The sequence below is a fragment of the Nocardia sp. NPDC003183 genome (assembly GCF_053590715.1).
In genome coordinates, this window is sequence record NZ_JBSFTG010000002.1 from 303,170 (window position 1) to 320,908 (window position 17,739).

The window sequence follows — 17,739 nt, forward strand, 5'->3', positions numbered from 1 at the left end:
ATGATGTCGACTGATGCCAACGCGTCCGAGCAGCGGGTCGCACCGCCGCAGTGGCGAGATTCCAAGCGATATTTGTGGCTGTGGGGGCTGTTCGCCCCGACCGGCCTGTTCACGATCGCGATCCCCCTGATCTGGGGCCTCAACCAGCTCGGCTGGCATCGCATCGCCGAGATCCCGTTCTGGCTCGGGCCGGTGCTGGTCTACCTCGTGATCCCGCTGGCGGACCTGTTCTTCGGTCCCGACGGCAACAACCCGCCCGACGAGGTGATGGAGTACCTGGAGAACGACAAGTACTACCGCTACCTCACCTACCTGTACCTGCCGTTCCAGTACGCCTCGCTCATCTTCGCCTGCTACATCATCACCGCGCCGAACCTGCACTGGCTGGGCTTCCCCGGCGGCGCCAATGTGGTCGACAAGATCGGTATCGCGATCAGCGTGGGCATGATCGGCGGCATCGGCATCAACACCGCGCACGAACTCGGTCACAAGAAGGTCGAACTGGAACGCTGGCTCGCGCGCATCGCGCTGGCCCAATCGTTCTACGGGCACTTCTACATCGAGCACAACCGTGGTCACCACGTGCGGGTCGCCACTCCGGAAGACCCCGCGAGTTCGCGCATCGGTGAGTCCTTCTGGGCATTCTGGCCGCGCACGGTCTGGGGCAGCCTGCGCTCGGCCTGGCATCTCGAGAAGCAACGTCTGGGTCGGCTCGACAAGAGCCCCTGGACGCTGCGCAACGACGTGCTCAACGCCTGGGCGATGTCGGTGGTGTTGTGGCTCGGATTGATCGCCGTATTCGGCATCGAGGTGCTGCCGTATCTGATCCTGCAGGCCGTGATCGGGTTCAGCCTGCTCGAGTCGGTGAACTACCTCGAGCACTACGGCCTGGTCCGGCAGAAGACGGCCGGCGGACGCTACGAACGACCCGCGCCCGCGCACAGCTGGAACAGCGACCATATCGTCACCAACATCTTCCTCTACCACCTGCAGCGCCACAGCGACCATCACGCGTATCCGACCCGGCGCTACCAGACGCTGCGCAGCTGGGACGGTGCGCCGAACCTGCCCAGTGGCTACGCCAGCATGATCCTGCTCGGCTACTTCCCGCCGATCTGGCGCAAGGTGATGGACAAGCGCGTGCTCGCGCACTACGGCGGGGACGTCACCCTCGCCAATATCGAACCCAAGCGCCGGGAGCAGGTGCTGGAAAAGTACGGAACCGAGGTCGGGTCGTGAGCGCCTACAAATGTCCGGTGTGTGATTTCGTCTTCGATGAAGCCAAAGGCGCGCCACGCGAAGGATTTCCGCCTGGCACACTGTGGACGGCCGTTCCCGACGACTGGTGCTGTCCGGACTGTGGGGTGCGGGAAAAGATCGACTTCGAGGCGGTAGGAGTTTCGCAGTGACCGACTACAAGCTGTACCAGTGCGCACAGTGCGGTTTCGAGTACGACGAGGCCCAGGGCTGGCCCGACGACGGCATCGCCCCCGGCACCCTCTGGGAAGACATCGCCGACGACTGGACCTGCCCGGATTGCGGTGCCCGCAAGTCCGACTTCTTCATGGTCGAGATCGAACGTTCGTGAGCGTCGCGGGTACCCCGCGCACCGGTTCGCGCATCCCGTACCAGGAGGCCGCGCGCGAACTGCTGCGCAACTCGGTCCTGGACGGGATGCGCGAACTGCTCACCGAGCGTGACTGGTCCAAGGTCACGCTCGGTGACGTCGCGGCCAGGGCCGGGGTGAGCAGGCAGACGCTCTACAACGAGTTCGGTTCGCGCGCGGGGCTCTCGCAGGCCTACGCGCTGCGCCTGGCCGACGACCTCGTCGACCATGTGCGCGAGGCGCTCGATGCCAATGTGGGCGATGCTCGCGCCTCGATCCGGGTCGGGATGACCGGCTTCTTCCTCTCCGCCGCGGGCGACCCACTGGTCCGTTCGCTGCTGAGCGGGGAGATGAAGCCGGACCTGTTGCGGTTGATCACGCTGGACGCGGCCCCGCTGCTCGAGCACGCCACCACCCGTCTGACTCAGGTTTTCGTGCACAGCTGGGTGAACGCGACCGATGCCGAGGCCGATGTGCTCGCGCACGCGCTGGTGCGGATCGCGCTGAGCTACATTCCGAATCCGCCCGTGCCCGAACGCGACGCCCCGGCCGAGATGAGCGCACTGCTCAGCCCGTACGTCGAGGCAATTGTGCAGGTACGGGGCATCCGTGTCCCATCCGGTGAAGTGGATCACTGAGAGAAGTCACAAGCTCTGATTCGCCCCTGTGTAACCATCACCACGTTTGAGGATCTGCCGCTGTGTAACGCGCCTACGGTCTGTCAGTATTCACATCGGTCGGCGATTGGTCTTTTTGTAGCGGAGCGGGTGTGCAAACGGTTGGCAAACCGGGGGGTCTTCGTGATCCCAAACGGTATCTCTGGGCTTTAGGGCTGATCGCCCCGGCGAGCGCGCTGTTGCCCTCCCAGCTGGTGTTCCATACCAAGGCTGAAGTTTTCTGGTGGATCGGACCTGTCATCGTCCTGATCGCCATTCCCGTGCTGGATTGGATCGTCGGCGAAGACGGCAACAATCCCCGCGACGAGGACTACGCGGCGCTCTCCGCCGACCGGTACTACCGGTGGTGCACCTACCTGTTCCTGCCGATCCAGTTGATCAGCCTCGGTGTGGCCTGCTTCATGTGGACGAGCCCCGAGCTGGCCCTGGTCGACAAGCTCGGATTGGCCGCCACGGTCGGCTTCGTCAGCGGCATCGGCATCAACGCCGCCCACGAATTGGGCCACCGGGTGGAGAGTGCCGAAAAATTGCTGTCGAAGATCGCGCTGGCCCAGTCGGGCTACGGGCACTTCTTCGTCGAGCACAATCGCGGACACCACGCCCGCGTGGCAACCCCTGAGGATCCGGCCAGCGCCCGGCTGGGCGAATCGCTGTGGGAGTTCCTGCCGCGCAGCGTGATCGGCGGGTTCCGGTCGGCCGTGCACCTCGAGCGCGCCCGCCTGCTCCGGCAGGGTCGCGGCTGGTGGAGCGCCGACAACAACATCCTGCAGGCCTGGGCGATGACGGCGGCGCTGTTCGGTTCGCTGACGCTCGTGTTCGGCCCGTCCATCCTCCCGTGGCTGGCCGTCCAGGCCGCGATCGGCATCGCGCTGCTCGAGACCGTCAACTACGTCGAGCACTACGGGCTGCTGCGCGCGCGCAAGCCCAACGGCCGCTACGAACGGTGCTCCCCGCGCGACAGCTGGAACTCCGATCGCCTGGTCACCAACATCTTCCTGTTCCATCTGCAGCGCCACAGCGACCACCACGCCAACCCGGGCCGCCGCTACCAGACCCTGCGCAGCAGCGAAGAAGCTCCGCAGCTGCCCGCCGGGTACGCCACCATGATCGTGCTCGCGGCCGTTCCGCCGCTGTGGCGTGCGGTGATGGACCCCAAGGTCGCGGCGCACTACGGCGGCGACCTGAGCCTGGCCAATGTCTCGCCCGCGAAGCCGCGACGGTTGCTGGCCCGATACCGCGCGGCGGCCTGAGACTCCACCTCGGCGGAGGAGGGGAACTCGCGCGGCCCCAGACGGTAACCTAGCCAACGTGACGACCTCAGAACTCCCCGCGCGCACCGAGCTCACCCCCGACGTCCGCAACGGCATCGACTACAAGGTGGCAGACCTCTCGCTGGCCGAATTCGGCCGCAAGGAGATCCGCCTCGCCGAGCACGAGATGCCGGGCCTGATGGCGCTGCGCCGTGAATACCACGACGTCCAGCCGCTGAAGGGCGCGCGAATCTCCGGATCGCTGCACATGACGGTCCAGACCGCCGTCCTGATCGAAACCCTCGTTGCTCTCGGCGCCGACGTGCGCTGGGCCTCCTGCAACATCTTCTCCACCCAGGATCACGCCGCCGCCGCCATCGTGGTCGGCCCGAACGGCACCGTCGACGAGCCCAAGGGCATCCCCGTCTTCGCCTGGAAGGGCGAGACGCTGGAGGAGTACTGGTGGGCCGCCGAGCAGATGCTCACCTGGCCGAACGCCCCGGCCAACATGATCCTCGACGACGGTGGCGACGCGACCATGCTCGTGCTGCGCGGCGCGCAGTTCGAGAAGGCCGGTCTGGTTCCGCCCGCCGACGCCGATCACTCGGCCGAGTACACGGTGTTCCTCGACCTGCTGCGCGAGAGCCTCGAGGCCGACAAGACCAAGTGGAGCGTCATCGCCGACTCGGTCAAGGGCGTCACCGAGGAGACCACCACCGGCGTGCTGCGGCTGTACCAGTTCGCCGCCGCGGGTGAGCTGGTGTTCCCGGCGATCAACGTCAACGACTCGGTCACCAAGTCCAAGTTCGACAACAAGTACGGCACCCGCCACTCGCTGATCGACGGCATCAACCGCGGCACCGATGTGCTCATCGGCGGCAAGAAGGTGCTGATCTGCGGTTACGGCGATGTCGGTAAGGGCTGCGCCGAGTCGCTGGCCGGCCAGGGCGCGCGCGTGCAGGTCACCGAGATCGACCCGATCAACGCGCTGCAGGCGCTGATGGACGGCTACGACGTGGTCACCGTCGAGCAGGCGATCGGCGACGCCGACATCGTCATCACCTCGACCGGCAACAAGGACATCATCACCCTCGACCACATGAAGGCGATGAAGGATCACTCGATCCTGGGCAACATCGGCCACTTCGACAACGAGATCGACATCGCGGCGCTGGAGCGTTCGGGCGCGACCCGGATCAACATCAAGCCGCAGGTCGACGAGTGGACCTTCAAGGAGACCGGCAAGGCGATCATCCTGCTGTCCGAAGGTCGCCTGCTGAACCTGGGCAACGCCACCGGCCACCCCTCGTTCGTCATGTCCAACAGCTTCTCCAACCAGGTCATCGCCCAGATCGAGCTGTGGACCAAGCCGGAAGAGTACGACAACGAGGTCTACCGCCTGCCCAAGCACCTCGACGAGAAGGTCGCCAAGATCCACGTCGAGGCCCTCGGCGGCACCCTGACCAAGCTCACCAAGGATCAGGCGGAGTACATCAACGTGGACGTGGAAGGCCCGTACAAGCCGGAGCACTACCGCTACTGATCACTGACAACGGTGGCCCGTCGAACCAGCTGGTCGACGGGCCACCGGCATGTTCGGCCTCGACTAGCCGATGATCAGACCCGTGCAGAAGATGTTGTGCTCGCTGCTGATCCCGAGCAGCGCGCACATCACCGAATTGAAGGCTGCCGACGACCCCGCGTCGGGGGCGGCGGTCGGGGCCGCTGTCTGCGCGGAGGCGGTGCCGCAGGCAACGGCGGCGGTGATGGCGAGCGCGGCGGCGGTGGTGCGGACGATCGTTGTCATGGGGGGATCCTCGTTCGCCGGGCCGGTAGGCGACCAGACCGCAATTCTGGGGTGACGGTGAGGTGCGAGGGCTTGCGCGCGAGCGCGGTAATCTCACCGCATGGGTGTATTGATCGCGGTGGAAGGGCTCGACGGGGCAGGCAAACGCACGCTGATCGATGGACTGATCGCCGAATTGTCGGCCAAGGGGCTGCGGGCGGACAGTCTGGCCTTTCCGCAATACGGGCATTCGATCCACGCCGATCTGGCGGCGGAGGCGCTGCGCGGGGGCAACGGCGACCTGGCCGGCTCGATCAACGGCATGGCGATCATGTTCGCGCTCGACCGGGCGGCGGCGCGCGCGGAGCTGTCGGACCTGTTGGGCGGCAACGACATCGTGATCCTGGACCGATGGGTGGCGTCCAACGCGGCCTACTCGGCCGCGCGGGCGCACCAGGACGCCGACGGCCAAATCGTGTCGTGGGTGGGTGATCTGGAGTTCGGCAGACTCGAACTGCCGACGCCGGATCTCACCGTTCTGCTCGACGTGCCCACCGAGGTGGCGGCCGAACGCGCCCGGCTCCGAGGCGAACTCGACGACACCCGCGCCCTCGATGCCTACGAACGGGACGGCGGTCTGCAGCGGCGCACCGGCGAGGTCTATCGTGAACTGGCCGACCGCGACTGGTTCGGCCGGTGGTGGACATACCGATCCGATGACGATAGGCCTGCGTTACTCACCCTCTGCTCGGAAATCTTTTCCGGATAAGGTTGGATACGCGACGGGTTCACACCATTAATGGCGTGGCGGCCCGATCCTGGCCATGGAGATGACAACATAGGACTATGAAGCCCAAGATTCTGGTCGTCGACGACGATATGGCACTCGCTGAGATGCTGACCATCGTCTTGCGCGGGGAAGGGTTCGACCCGCATGTGGTGGGCGACGGCACACAGGCCCTGTCAGCGGTGCGGGAGATCCGCCCCGACCTGGTACTGCTCGACCTGATGCTGCCCGGCATGAACGGTATCGACGTATGCCGGGTGCTGCGGGCCGATTCCGGCGTTCCGATCGTCATGCTCACCGCCAAGACCGATACGGTCGATGTGGTCCTCGGCCTGGAGTCCGGTGCCGACGACTACATCGTCAAACCCTTCAAGCCCAAAGAGCTCGTCGCCCGCGTGCGGGCGCGTCTGCGCCGCACCGAGGACGAGCCCGCCGAGCTGCTCTCGATCGCCGACATCGTCATCGACGTGCCCGCGCACAAGGTGACCCGCGGCCCCGGGCAGATCTCGCTCACCCCACTGGAGTTCGACCTGCTGGTCGCGCTCGCGCGCAAGCCGCGTCAGGTGTTCACCCGCGAGGTACTGCTCGAACAGGTGTGGGGCTACCGGCACGCCGCCGACACCCGTCTGGTGAACGTGCACGTGCAGCGACTGCGCGCCAAGGTCGAGAAGGATCCGGAGAACCCGGAGATCGTGCTCACCGTGCGCGGCGTCGGTTACAAGGCCGGACCGCCGTGATCGGTCACTGCGGGGCGCCGCTGTGACCACTGGTCCAGTGGCGCAGCTGCGGCGATGGGCGAGCCCGATCATGGCCTGGTTCCAGGCCGTCGGGACCGCACTCGGCCACCTGTGGCGCCGATCGCTGCAGCTGCGGGTCATCGTCTCGACGTTGACCCTGTCGCTCATCGTGATCACGATCCTCGGGGTCGTGCTCACCGGTCAGATCACCGACCGGCTCCTCGAAGCCAAGATCAACGCGGCTGTCGAGGAGATGGATCGTGCCCGCAGCACGATCGAGAACAAGATGTCCGGCGTTCCGTCCGGTAACAGCCAGGATCAGCAACTCGCCGACGCGCGAGCCGCGCTGTCCAGCCGTGGTGGCACCGGGCAGTCCAGCGGCGCCGCGGGCAGTTTCGACTCGGCGCTGGCGATGGTCGGCGGCACTCCGCCACACGAGATCGCGGCCGGACCGCTCGCCGAGGTGCCGCAGGAGCTGCGCCGATTCGTCCAGCGCAATCAGGTCTCCTACCAGTTCACCACCGTCGCCGACCCCGACGGCTACCGCGGGCGCGCGCTGGTCATCGGCAGCCCGAGCGCCGAGGTCGCGACCCTGGAGATCTACCTGATCTTCCCGCTGGCCAGCGAGGAATCGAGCCTGTCGCTGATGCGCGGCACGATGCTCATCGGTGGCGTGGTGCTGCTGGTGTTGCTCGCCGCGATCACCGCGCTGGTGACCAGGCAGGTGGTGCTGCCGATCCGGTCGGCGGCGCGGATCGCGGGCCGATTCGCCGACGGCCGACTCAAAGAACGCATGCTGGTGCGCGGCGAGGACGACATGGCCCGGCTCGCGCAAGCGTTCAACGAGATGGCCGAGAGCCTGTCGAACCAGATCACCCAGCTCGAGGAATTCGGCAATCTGCAGCGCCGCTTCACCTCCGATGTCAGCCACGAACTGCGCACCCCACTCACCACGGTGCGCATGGCGGCCGACCTCATCCACGGCTCCAGCGACGATCTCGATCCCGCCCTCGCGCGCAGCTCGGAACTGCTCGTCAACGAACTGGACCGGTTCGAGGGCCTGCTCAACGACCTGCTCGAGATCTCCCGCCACGACGCGGGTGTGGCCGAACTGCAGATCGAATCGCTGGATGTGCGGATGTGCGCGCGTGCCGCGATCTCCACGGTCCGCCATCTGGCTCGCGACGCCCAGGTCGAGGTGGTGATCGACCTGCCGGAGGAGCCGGTGGTCGCCGAGGTCGACCCGCGCCGCGTCGAGCGCGTGCTGCGCAACCTGCTGGCCAACGCGATCGACCACTCCGAGGGCAAGCCGGTGCTGATCCGCATGCGCGGCGACGCCGAGTCCAACGCTGTCGCGACTGTGGTGCGCGATCAGGGCGTCGGGCTGCGGCCGGGCGAGGAAAAGCTGGTGTTCAACCGGTTCTGGCGCTCCGACCCCTCGCGGGTGCGTCGCTCGGGTGGCACCGGGCTCGGCTTGTCGATCAGCGTCGAGGACGCGAATCTGCACGAGGGCAGGCTCGAGGCCTGGGGCGATCCCGGCGTCGGCGCGAGCTTCCGGCTGCTGCTCCCGATGGTGCGCGGCCGCAAACTCGGGCAGAGCCCGCTCGCCCTGGAACCGATGCTGCGCAAGGTCCCCGCGCTGCCGGAAGCCGAACCCGAGCCGACGACCGTCGAAGCCGAACCGGCCGGACCGACCGCGGACGAGGCGACGGGATCGGAGACGGCCGACGTGGAGCAGACCGGACCCGACTCGGCCGGACCCGACTCGACTGTTGTCGAACTGACGGTCGTCGAGCCGGGAGACGAACCGCGAGACGACCCCTCGGCCGACGATTCCGGTATCGAACCGCCTGCGGCAGGCGCGCACCCGGCGACCAACGGCCGCGACGCGGCCCCCGCCGACGCCGACCGCGACGAGTCGACGCCCACCGAGACCAGAGACAGGAAGTCATGACTAGTGCGCGTGGTGATCGTCGGGATCGGCACGGCGCCGCACTGGTCGCGGCGGTTCTGGCCGGGCTGATGGTGCTCACCGGGTGCGCCAGCCTGCCGGAGTCCTCCGCACCGCAGGCACTCGGCACGATCAACCGCGCGCCCACCTCCGAGGGCCCGACCCCGCCGACCTCCGGCCGCGACCCCGACCTGCTGCTGGGCGACTTCCTCACCGCCAGCGCCGACCCCACCAACCAGCACGCCGCGGCCCGCCAGTACATGGCGCCCGAGACGGCGGGCAGCTGGAACGACGAGGCGAGCACCACCATCGTCGACGATCGCCCCGACACCCTGCGCGAGTCGCGGTCGGGCGACAAGGCCAGCTATGTGCTGCGCGCCCGCAAGGTCGGCGAGCTCGCCCGCGACGGCGGTTACCGCGCCACCGAGGGCACGCTCGAGAACAAGATCGAGATGAGCAAGATCGATGGCGAGTGGCGGATCACCGAGCTGCCGCCGGGCGTCGTGATGGGCAACGACGCGTTCGTCAAGTCCTACCACCGCTACGTCCTGCACTACATCGACCCGGGTAACTCGCTCCTGGTCCCGGATCCGCGCTGGATCTCGGTGCCGCGCGCCCAGCTCACCGAGCGATTGATCGGCATGCTCGCCGAAGGCCCGCAGTCCACGATCGCCCCGGTGGTGCGCAACCAGTTGGCGCAGCCGGTCTCGCTGCGCGGTCCGATCACCAAGGCCAACAACGAACCGGGTGACGTCGGTGTCGGCATCGGGGGAGTGCGCATCGACTTCGCCGGGATCGGCGGACTCGGCCAGCGCGATCGCGAACTGCTCGCCGCGCAGGTGGTGCTCACCCTGGCCGGCGCCGACATCCTCGGACCGTACGTGCTGCTCGCCGACGGTAAACCGCTCGACGACCGGTACGCGGCCAGCGGCTGGTCGGTCGCCGATGTCGACCAGTACAGCGCCTCGGCGCCCGGCCAGAACCGGATCGGCCTGCACGCCCTGCGCAACGGCGCCCTGGTGCAGGTCACCCCGGACGGGATCGTCACCCCGAGTGGTTCCTTCGGCGAGGCGACCAACCTGCAGTCCGTCGGCATCTCGGCCGACGGACAGTTCGTCGCCGCGGTCGCCGACTCCGGCAAACCGCTGCCAGAAGCCGCCCGCACCCTGCTCATCGGCAACTACGGGGCCAAGGCGTTCGCGGTCGCCGAGGGTGCCAGCATCGCCCGTCCGTCCTGGACCAGCGACGGCGGCGCCGCCTGGACCGTGATCGACGGTGACCGGGTCATCCGGGCGGTCACCGATCGGGCCACCGGCAATGTCTCCACCGAGGACGTCGACATCACGGCCCTGTTCGAAGGCGCGGGCGCTCCACGTCCGCCGATCAGCGAGGTGGTGGTCTCGCGCACCGGCGTGCGCGCGGCGCTGATCGCCGACGGCAAGGTGTATGTGGCGGTGGTCCAACGTCGCCCCGACGGCAAGTACGCGCTCACCTCACCGCTGCCGCTCGCGCTCGGCCTGAGCTCGCGCGCGGTGTCGTTGAGCTGGGTCACCGGCGACACGATCATGGTGGCCCGCGAGGGCAATGTCGACCCGGTCTTCACCGTCTCCATCGACGGTTCGCAGTTCAGTGCGGTGACCTCGCAGAACCTCACTCCGCCGGTGCGGGTGGTGACGGCGGCCCCGGCCACGCAGTACGTGGCCGATTCCCGGGCCGTCCTGCAGCTACAGACCGCCGATCCGACCCGCAACGACCGTTTCTGGCGTGAGGTACCCGGATTGACCGGAGAGCGGGTTGTGCCGGTCTTGCCGAGCTGATCATGTCGGTGCCCGCTGTCATGCTCGTGCGCTATGAGAACCCTGCTCGACCTGATCCTGCCCGATCGGTGCGGTGGCTGCGGTGCGGTCGGCGAGAGTTGGTGCGCCGAGTGCGCGGCCGAACTCGCCCGCGATCCCGTCCGGGTGCGGCCGCGCGCTGATCCCGGTGTTCCGTGCTGGGCGCTCGGTCCTTACGCCGGTGTGGGCAAGCGGGCGGTGCTGGCAGCCAAGGAACAGAACAGGCGCGACCTCGCCGCCCCACTCGGGCTGGCGCTCGCCCACGCGCTTGCCCGCTTGCGTGCCCCCGATCGCCCGCTGTTGCTCGTGCCCGCGCCGACCAGAACCGCGGCGGCGCGCCGGCGCGGTGGTGACCCGGTGGCCCGCTCGGCCGAGGTCGCGGCACGGTGGCTGATCGATTGCCGGAGCGTGCCGCTGCTGCGGATGGCACGCGGTGTCCGGGATTCGGTGGGCTTGACGACGCATGAGCGTTCCCACAATGTGCGCGGCAAGATCATGACTGTCGCCGAACCGGACGAATGGGTCGCCGTCAGTGCGAAAGCCCAGGTAGTGCTGGTAGACGACGTGCTCACCACCGGTGCCACCGCCTGCGAATCGACACGTGTTCTCAGCCGGATCGGCATAGTTCCGCGCGCGGTTTTGGTGACCTGCGCGGCTTGACTGATGAAAGTTCGCGTGAACAGTGGCGGACTTGCCGATGGCGGACTAGCGTCGCGAGCACACACCGAACCACAAGTTTGGGAGGTGGTGCCGCGGATACAGGTGCCGGGCGATTCCCGATCGGCACAGCTCAATCCCGCCGCCCTACGTTGGTAGTTGTGCGGCCATATCCGGGAGGTACGCGTGACGACTTCTTCACGGGCATCAGTGCAAGATGCTGAACCCACCACGGCACTCCAGAACGGTGCCACCGAGACGATCGACTTCGAGACCCCGAACGCCGAAGTGGTGGTCTCCGGTCGCAACGTCGAAATCCCTGACCACTATCGAATCTACGTCGCGGAGAAGCTGTCTCGGTTAGAGCGCTTCGACCCGTCGATCTTCCTCTTCGATGTGGAACTGTTCCACGAACGCAACCGTCGTCAACGCAAGGCCTGTCAGCGTGTGGAGATCACCGCGCGCGGCCGTGGACCGATCGTGCGCGCCGAGGCGTGCGCCGACAGTTTCTACGCCGCGCTCGAATCGGCCACCCAGAAGATCGAGAGCAGACTGCGCCGGGCCAAGGACAAGCGGCGCGTCGTGCACTACGGCGACAAGACGCCGGTCTCGGTCGCGCAGGCCACTGCCACACTGGTCGACGAGTCGCTGTTCACCCCGCCGGACGGTTCCGCTGCCCACGACCACGACGAGGCAATCGACGAGACGGGCCCCGGCCACATCGTGCGCACCAAGGTGCACACCGCGACGCCGATGTCGGTGGACGACGCCCTCTATCAGATGGAATTGGTCGGCCACGACTTCTTCCTCTTCCATGACAAAGAGACCGACCGCCCGTCGGTGGTCTACCGCAGACACGCCTTCGACTACGGCCTGATCAAGCTGGCCTAGAACCCTGACCGATCCGGGCATCCGCTGTGCGGGTGTCCGGATCTTGTTAGTTCAGCCGCCGAAGGTCTCGTGATGTACGGCCTCGGTCAACGATCGGCCGGACCGCCAGCCGAAACGTTCCAGGTCCGGCACCTGCTGGAACGCGTCGACCGGGCCCACGCACAGCCAGGCCACCGGCTTGATCCCAGAGGGCAGGCCGACGAGTTCGCGCAGGAATTCCGGATCGTAGAACGACACCCAGCCCACCCCCACCTGCTCGGCGGTCGCCGCGAGCCACAGATTCTGGATCGCCAGCACGGTGGAGTACACGCCGGTCTCCGGCACACTCGCCCGCCCGAGCACCTGTGGGCCGCCACGCGAATCATCGTGCGTGACAACCACACCCGTACCGCTCTCGACGATTCCGTCGATCTTGATCGGCGCGAAGGTCATCGCGCGCTCGGCGGGCAGCGCCGCACCGAACTCGACCCGCTTGTCCGCCACATGGTCGGCGAAACGGCGCAGTGTCTCGGCCTGGCGAACCACCACGAAGTCCCACGGTTGTGAGTTCCCGACGCTGGGCGCGCGATGCGCGGCGTCGAGGATCCGCAGGAGGGTGTCGTCGTCGACGAGCTCGCCGGTGTATTCGGCGCGCACGTCACGACGCAAACGGATCGCGTCGTAGACGCTCAGCTGATCGGCACTCACGCCGACCATACAACCGCAGCCGGTCAGGCCATGGTCCGGCGGGCCAGCTTGCGGCCGGCGGCCAGTGCGGTGCGCAGTCCCTGGCGACGCCCGGTCACCGGGTCGATCGAGGGGGTGGTGTTGCCGGCGAACAGGCGTTCGGACTTCGTCTCCGGCGCATCGTCGGTGGTGTGGCGCAGGTACTTGTTCGGCAGCGACAGCTTGAGAATGGTTCGCCACGACTTGAAGTACTGCACCGGCAGCGAACCGGTGGTGTAGGGCAGGTCGTACTTCTCGGCCAGCTCGCGCACCCGCACCGCGATGGCGGCGTAGCGGTTGCTCGGCAGGTCGGGGAACAGGTGGTGCTCGATCTGGTGGCTGAGGTTGCCGCTCATGAAGTGCAGCAGCGGTCCGCCGCTGATGTTGGCGCTGCCCAGCATCTGGCGCAGGTACCACTCGCCCTTGGTCTCGTTCTCGATGTCGGCCTTGGTGAACTTCTCGGCGCCGTCGGGGAAGTGACCGCAGAAGATGATCGCGTTGGTCCACACATTGCGCATCACGTTGGCGGCGATGTTGGCGGTGAGCGTGGTGACGAACGACGGGCCGGTGAGCAGCGGGAAGACCAGGTAGTCCTTGGCGGCCTGCTTGCCGATCTTCTTCAGGACCAGGGTGCGGTCGGCCTCGAACTGCTTCCACTCGGGCGAGTCCTTGGCCCACTTCTTCTTGGCGACCTTGCCCAGCTCGAGGTGCTGGATCGCGACGCCGTACTCGAACAGCGCCTGCAGCAGGAAGTTGTAGATGGGGTTGCCCAGGTAGAACGGCATCCAGCGCTGGTCACGGGTGACGCGAAGCAGGCCGTAGCCGATGTCGTCGTCCATGCCGAGCACGTTGGTGTACTTGTGGTGCAGGAAGTTGTGGGTGATCTTCCAGTGCGCCGACGGGCCCGCGTTGTCCCATTCCCAGGAGGTGGAGTGGACTTCCGGATCGTTCATCCAGTCCCACTGCCCGTGCATGACGTTGTGCCCGATCTCCATGTTCTCGATGATCTTGGCGGAGCCGAGCAGGGCGACGCCGGCCAGCCAGGCCGGGGGCAGGAAGCTGGCGAACAGGACCGTGCGGCCGCTGATCTCGAGCGCGCGCTGTAGCCGGATGACGTTGCGGATATAGCGCGCGTCGGCCGCGCCGCGAGAGGATTCGATCTCCCGGCGGATCGCATCGAACTCCGCGCCTAGAGCTTCGACATCCGCTGCGGTGAGGTGCGCGTATTCCTTGACATCCGAGATCGCCATGGCGGCTACAGTACCGTAAGTTACGAGAGCGTAGGTTGGCGATTTTCGGGACGAAATGTGTGATAAGTCCTATTGCGCGATCGAGATGGAAATGTTATCGAGCATGGCGAGCCATGCGACGAGCTGCCTTGTCCCGCAACACGCCCCGTTCGCGCACGGCGCGTTCACCCAATGCCCGCTTGGCCTCGCGCAGCGCCATCTTCTCCTGCCGGGCTCGAGCCTTGAGCGCCGTCTTCGCCTCGCGCAGCACTTCCTTCTCGTGCCGCGCCTTGATCTCGAGCGAGACCTTGGCATCGTGCAGCGCCGAGCGCAGACCGAAACGCTTTCCGGTCTCCGGGTCGACCCGCAGGCTGTCGGGCAGCGAGATGCCGGCGAACTTGCGCTCCGACGACGTCTCGGGCGCATCGTCGGCGGTGCGCTTGAGGAAGCGATCCGGGAGCGCCAGCTTGTGGATGGTGCGGAAGGCCAGCAGGTACTGCTTGCCCAGCGATCCGGTGGTGTAGGGCAGGTCGTACTTGTCGCACAGTTCGCGCACCCGGACCGCCACCTCCGAGTACCGATTGCTCGGCAGGTCGGGGAACAGGTGGTGCTCGATCTGGTAGCAGAGGTTGCCGCTCATGAACGCCATCACGGGGCCGGCCTTGAAGTTGGCGCTGCCCAGCATCTGACGCAGGTACCACTCGCCCTGGGTTTCCCCATCGAGCTGCTCGGCGGTGAACTTCTGCGCGCCGTCGGGGAAGTGGCCGCAGAAGATCACGGCGTACGACCAGAGATTGCGGACGAGGTTGGCGGTGGCGTTGGCCTTGAGCGTCGACTTCCAGGCCGGGCCGGTCAGCGCCGGGTAGATCACGAAATCCTTGGCGACCTGACGGCCCGCCTTGCGGTAGAACTCGATGTCGGGCGGCGAGGTCATCGTGACGCCCTCGACGCCGGCCAGCTCCTTCTCGATGCCGAGATCGTGCAGCGCGATACCCCACTCGAAGGTCGCGGCCAACAGCAGATTGGCGGCGGGCTGGACCAGATGCACCGGACGCCACGCCTCGTCGCGGGTCATCCGCAGAATGCCGAAGCCGAGGTCCTCGTCCTTGCCGAGCACGTTGGTGTAGGTGTGGTGCGAATAGTTGTGCGCCCGGCGCCACTGCGCCGAGGTGCCGGTCATGTCCCACTCCCAGGTGGTGGAGTGGATCTCGGGATCGTTCATCCAATCCCATTGGCCGTGGCTCACATTGTGGCCCAGCTCCATGTTCTCGATGATCTTGGCGACCGAGAGCATCGCGGTGCCGCCCAGCCACGCCCAGCGATTGCGGCTGCCGAACAGCACCGCGCGCCCGGCGACCTCGAGAGCTCGCTGGGCGGCGATGGTGCGGCGGATGTAGCGGGCGTCGCGCTCGCCACGGGAGGTCTCCACCGAACGGCGGATCGAATCGAGTTCTTTCCCCAGTGTCTCGATGTCGGCCGCCGTCAGATGGGCGAAGGCCTGAATATCGGTGATGGCCACCGGGGGTCCTCCTGTTGATTATCAGCAGCTGATGCCGCGGGTTCTCGGCCTGGGAACCTCGATCTTGCCTGGTCGAGGGCGCTGCTCGGTCGCACTCTTCGGCGAGTCCGGAATCGAGACGCCGAAAAACCCGGCGCTGCGCGCCTAGGGCTGTCGCCTCGATGCTGTTCGGCCTGTGAGTGATCCTAAGTCGCGCCCTCAGGCATTGATCGAAGTGAGGGGCCTAAGCGATAGCCGCCGGTCACGGGTTGTGGCCGACGCATAGGTCAAGGGTACCCGCTCGGCGGTTCGGCAACCGGTTAGATGTCCAGCGTGCAGTCGCCGGCGGCGGCGGAGATGCAGGTTTGCACCTTGTCGCCGGGCTGACGTTCGTCGCCGTTGCGGAGGTCGCGGGCGTGTCCCGCGGACAGCGTCACCACGCAGGTCTGGCAGATGCCCATCCGGCAGCCGAAGGGCAACTGCACGCCGACGGACTCACCGGCTTCGAGCAGGCTGGTGGCGCCGTCGACGGTGAGGGTGCGTCCGGTGGTGCCGAAGGTCACCGTGCCGCCCTCGCCGATCGCGGAGCGTTCCACCTCGAAGCGCTCGATGTGCAGCTGGTCGCCCACACCCGCGTTCTTCCAGTGGCTTTCGATCGCGTCGAGCATCGGGGCAGGCCCGCAGGCCCAGGTCTCGCGTTCGCGCCAGTCGGGGTAGAGCTCGTCGAGGCTGGCCAGGGAGAACAGGCCGTGGGCATCGGTGAGCTGCAGGTGGGAGACGAAGCTGGGGTGCTTGTCGTGCAGGGCGCGCAGTTCGGCGCCGAACATCACGTCGGCGTCGGTGGGTGCGGAGTGGACGTGCACCACATCGTTGACGCCGTCGCGCCGGTCCATCGTGCGCAACATCGACATGACCGGGGTGATCCCGCTGCCCGCGGTGAGGAACAGCACCTTCGCCGGCGGCGGCTCCGGCAGCACGAACCCGCCCTGCGGCGCGGCCAGCCGCACGATGGTGCCCGCGGCCACCCCGTTGACAAGGTGGCTGGACAACTTGCCTTCCGGCATCGCCTTCACCGCGATGGAGATGAGCCGCTTGCCGCCCTCGCCGGTCCAGTCCGGCGGGCAGGTCAGCGAGTAGGAACGCCAGTTCCAGCGGCCGTCGATCAGGATGCCGATGCCGATGTACTGCCCGGGGCGGTACTTGAAATCGAAGCCCCAGCCCGGCTTGATCACCAGGGTCGCCGAGTCGGCGGTCTCCTTCTGAACCTCGACGATGCGCCCGCGCAGTTCGCGCGCCGACCACAGGGGGTTGGCCAGATGCAGATAGTCGTCGGGCAGCAGGGGAGTGGTGACCCGGGCTACCGCGCCGCGCAAGATGTTCAGCTTGCCGCCGCGGTCGGCGACCTGCGCCGCCGGTGCTTCGAGCCATTCCCGGAACTTGTCGATGACCATGCTGTGCGATTTCTCCCTGTCGTGCATCCGGTCCACCGTGGGGTAGCCCTCTCGCAGCCAGGTTACGGCATCGTAGGTTCAGCGCCAGTTGTGAACATTGGGCAACCCCGCCGCCGCCCGCCGCAAATTACAACAGCTCGAGCAGGAACGGCAGTTCTTGTGGTGCGTACCAGGCAAGCTGGTGGTCCTCCGCGTCACCGAGCACGAATTCCGCGTCGGTATCGCCGAGGTCAGCGGCGTCGATGACGTCCACCGCCTTGGCCACCTGCGGCTCGGCCTCGGCCAGGTCCACATGCACGGCCGCGACCTGTTTGAAGGTGACCGGCCCCGACACCTTCACCACAGCATCGTCGAGATCGGGCCGCAGTTTCGCCCCCGCTACATCCGCCGCGATCACCGCGCGCCGATATACCGGGCCGCCCGGGGTGGTGGCCGAGCCCTCGGCGTCGTCGTCGAGATCGTCGAGTCCGTCGCGCTCGGCGCCGATCAACCGCATGGAGGCCCGGGCGGCTTCCTGCATCGCCACTTCGGCGAGCTCCTCGTCGTCGCCCGCGGCGTAGGCCTCGCGCAGCGCGGGCGTCACGGCGAACGCGGTCGCGCCGAGCGGGAGCAGTTGCTGCTCGTCGACGAGTTGGCGCAGCAGCGGAATCGTCGCCGGGATGTAGACGCGCATCGTGTC

The 17,739-nt window shown here is 67.1% G+C and carries 18 protein-coding genes; 12 read left to right on the forward strand and 6 right to left on the reverse strand.

Features of this window, described 5'->3' with window-relative positions; translation table 11 throughout:
• From ACWDXS_RS09215 to ahcY, 6 genes are all read left to right on the forward strand, one after another.
• The gene (locus tag ACWDXS_RS09215; RefSeq protein WP_449963905.1) at window positions 1–1,239 is read left to right on the forward strand and encodes an alkane 1-monooxygenase; all 1,239 of its coding nucleotides are present in this window, start codon (window positions 1–3) and stop codon (window positions 1,237–1,239) included.
• Window positions 1,236–1,409 (forward strand): rubredoxin, encoded by a 174-nt coding sequence (locus ACWDXS_RS09220; RefSeq protein WP_082844102.1) that lies wholly within the window; start codon window positions 1,236–1,238, stop codon window positions 1,407–1,409. The genes ACWDXS_RS09215 and ACWDXS_RS09220 overlap by 4 nt, the downstream gene beginning before the upstream one ends.
• Complete coding sequence (locus tag ACWDXS_RS09225; RefSeq protein ID WP_378632574.1) at window positions 1,406–1,588, forward strand: rubredoxin; 183 nt, start codon at window positions 1,406–1,408, stop codon at window positions 1,586–1,588. The genes ACWDXS_RS09220 and ACWDXS_RS09225 overlap by 4 nt, the downstream gene beginning before the upstream one ends.
• Window positions 1,585–2,244, forward strand: coding sequence for a TetR family transcriptional regulator (locus ACWDXS_RS09230; protein WP_378993523.1), 660 nt, complete (start codon window positions 1,585–1,587; stop codon window positions 2,242–2,244). The genes ACWDXS_RS09225 and ACWDXS_RS09230 overlap by 4 nt, the downstream gene beginning before the upstream one ends.
• A 131-nt stretch (window positions 2,245–2,375) precedes the next feature.
• Window positions 2,376–3,533: an alkane 1-monooxygenase gene (locus ACWDXS_RS09235; protein ID WP_449963910.1), complete on the forward strand. Its 1,158-nt coding sequence runs from the start codon at window positions 2,376–2,378 to the stop codon at window positions 3,531–3,533.
• A gap of 58 nt (window positions 3,534–3,591) precedes the next feature.
• Window positions 3,592–5,076 (forward strand): adenosylhomocysteinase, encoded by a 1,485-nt coding sequence (ahcY, locus tag ACWDXS_RS09240; protein WP_379311855.1) that lies wholly within the window; start codon window positions 3,592–3,594, stop codon window positions 5,074–5,076.
• A gap of 63 nt (window positions 5,077–5,139) precedes the next feature.
• Here the strand turns inward: ahcY and ACWDXS_RS09245 are convergent, their stop codons facing one another.
• Window positions 5,140–5,340 (reverse strand): hypothetical protein, encoded by a 201-nt coding sequence (locus ACWDXS_RS09245; protein ID WP_449963915.1) that lies wholly within the window; start codon window positions 5,338–5,340, stop codon window positions 5,140–5,142.
• A gap of 100 nt (window positions 5,341–5,440) precedes the next feature.
• Here ACWDXS_RS09245 and ACWDXS_RS09250 point away from each other — a divergent pair, with 100 nt between their 5' ends.
• The 6 genes from ACWDXS_RS09250 (at window position 5,441) to hpf (ending at window position 12,177) form a co-directional block, all read left to right on the forward strand.
• On the forward strand, window positions 5,441–6,088 hold the full coding sequence (locus ACWDXS_RS09250; RefSeq protein WP_378993525.1) for a dTMP kinase: 648 nt from the start codon (window positions 5,441–5,443) through the stop codon (window positions 6,086–6,088).
• Window positions 6,089–6,165: 77 nt separating this feature from the next.
• Entirely contained in the window at window positions 6,166–6,843 is a 678-nt protein-coding gene (gene mtrA / locus ACWDXS_RS09255) for an MtrAB system response regulator MtrA (RefSeq protein WP_056813049.1), read from the forward strand.
• A 70-nt stretch (window positions 6,844–6,913) separates the two neighbouring features.
• Complete coding sequence (gene mtrB, locus ACWDXS_RS09260; protein WP_449964738.1) at window positions 6,914–8,797, forward strand: MtrAB system histidine kinase MtrB; 1,884 nt, start codon at window positions 6,914–6,916, stop codon at window positions 8,795–8,797.
• Window positions 8,794–10,611 (forward strand): MtrAB system accessory lipoprotein LpqB, encoded by a 1,818-nt coding sequence (gene lpqB / locus ACWDXS_RS09265; protein ID WP_449963920.1) that lies wholly within the window; start codon window positions 8,794–8,796, stop codon window positions 10,609–10,611. The genes mtrB and lpqB overlap by 4 nt, the downstream gene beginning before the upstream one ends.
• A gap of 33 nt (window positions 10,612–10,644) precedes the next feature.
• The gene (locus tag ACWDXS_RS09270; RefSeq protein ID WP_449963923.1) at window positions 10,645–11,289 is read left to right on the forward strand and encodes a ComF family protein; all 645 of its coding nucleotides are present in this window, start codon (window positions 10,645–10,647) and stop codon (window positions 11,287–11,289) included.
• Window positions 11,290–11,547: 258 nt separating this feature from the next.
• Entirely contained in the window at window positions 11,548–12,177 is a 630-nt protein-coding gene (hpf, locus tag ACWDXS_RS09275) for a ribosome hibernation-promoting factor, HPF/YfiA family (protein WP_378993572.1), read from the forward strand.
• A gap of 51 nt (window positions 12,178–12,228) precedes the next feature.
• Here the strand turns inward: hpf and bluB are convergent, their stop codons facing one another.
• The 5 genes from bluB to ACWDXS_RS09300 form a co-directional block, all read right to left on the reverse strand.
• Window positions 12,229–12,864 carry a 5,6-dimethylbenzimidazole synthase gene (gene bluB / locus ACWDXS_RS09280; RefSeq protein WP_378993528.1) on the reverse strand — a complete coding sequence of 212 codons (636 nt, stop codon included), beginning with the start codon at window positions 12,862–12,864 and terminating at the stop codon, window positions 12,229–12,231.
• 23 nt (window positions 12,865–12,887) lie between these two features.
• Entirely contained in the window at window positions 12,888–14,132 is a 1,245-nt protein-coding gene (locus tag ACWDXS_RS09285) for a fatty acid desaturase family protein (RefSeq protein ID WP_378632593.1), read from the reverse strand.
• 94 nt (window positions 14,133–14,226) lie between these two features.
• Window positions 14,227–15,630, reverse strand: coding sequence for a fatty acid desaturase family protein (locus ACWDXS_RS09290; RefSeq protein WP_449963927.1), 1,404 nt, complete (start codon window positions 15,628–15,630; stop codon window positions 14,227–14,229).
• Between the two features lie 299 nt (window positions 15,631–15,929).
• A complete protein-coding gene (locus ACWDXS_RS09295; RefSeq protein WP_378993530.1) occupies window positions 15,930–17,087 on the reverse strand; it encodes a ferredoxin reductase in 1,158 nt (385 codons plus the stop codon).
• 100 nt (window positions 17,088–17,187) lie between these two features.
• Window positions 17,188–17,733: a DUF6912 family protein gene (locus tag ACWDXS_RS09300; protein WP_449964741.1), complete on the reverse strand. Its 546-nt coding sequence runs from the start codon at window positions 17,731–17,733 to the stop codon at window positions 17,188–17,190.
• Window positions 17,734–17,739: the final 6 nt, after the last annotated feature.

Bases quoted from the DNA above. Each gene is read 5' to 3' on its own strand.
- mtrA (WP_056813049.1), top strand. From the start codon at position 6,166: ATGAAGCCCAAGATTCTGGTCGTCGACGACGATATGGCACTCGCTGAG.
- ACWDXS_RS09250 (WP_378993525.1), top strand. From the start codon at position 5,441: ATGGGTGTATTGATCGCGGTGGAAGGGCTCGACGGGGCAGGCAAACGC.
- ACWDXS_RS09285 (WP_378632593.1), bottom strand. From the start codon at position 14,132: ATGGCGATCTCGGATGTCAAGGAATACGCGCACCTCACCGCAGCGGAT.
- ACWDXS_RS09270 (WP_449963923.1), top strand. From the start codon at position 10,645: ATGAGAACCCTGCTCGACCTGATCCTGCCCGATCGGTGCGGTGGCTGC.
- ACWDXS_RS09295 (WP_378993530.1), bottom strand. From the start codon at position 17,087: ATGCACGACAGGGAGAAATCGCACAGCATGGTCATCGACAAGTTCCGG.
- ACWDXS_RS09215 (WP_449963905.1), top strand. From the start codon at position 1: ATGATGTCGACTGATGCCAACGCGTCCGAGCAGCGGGTCGCACCGCCG.
- ACWDXS_RS09300 (WP_449964741.1), bottom strand. From the start codon at position 17,733: ATGCGCGTCTACATCCCGGCGACGATTCCGCTGCTGCGCCAACTCGTC.
- lpqB (WP_449963920.1), top strand. From the start codon at position 8,794: ATGACTAGTGCGCGTGGTGATCGTCGGGATCGGCACGGCGCCGCACTG.
- ACWDXS_RS09245 (WP_449963915.1), bottom strand. From the start codon at position 5,340: ATGACAACGATCGTCCGCACCACCGCCGCCGCGCTCGCCATCACCGCC.
- mtrB (WP_449964738.1), top strand. From the start codon at position 6,914: ATGGCCTGGTTCCAGGCCGTCGGGACCGCACTCGGCCACCTGTGGCGC.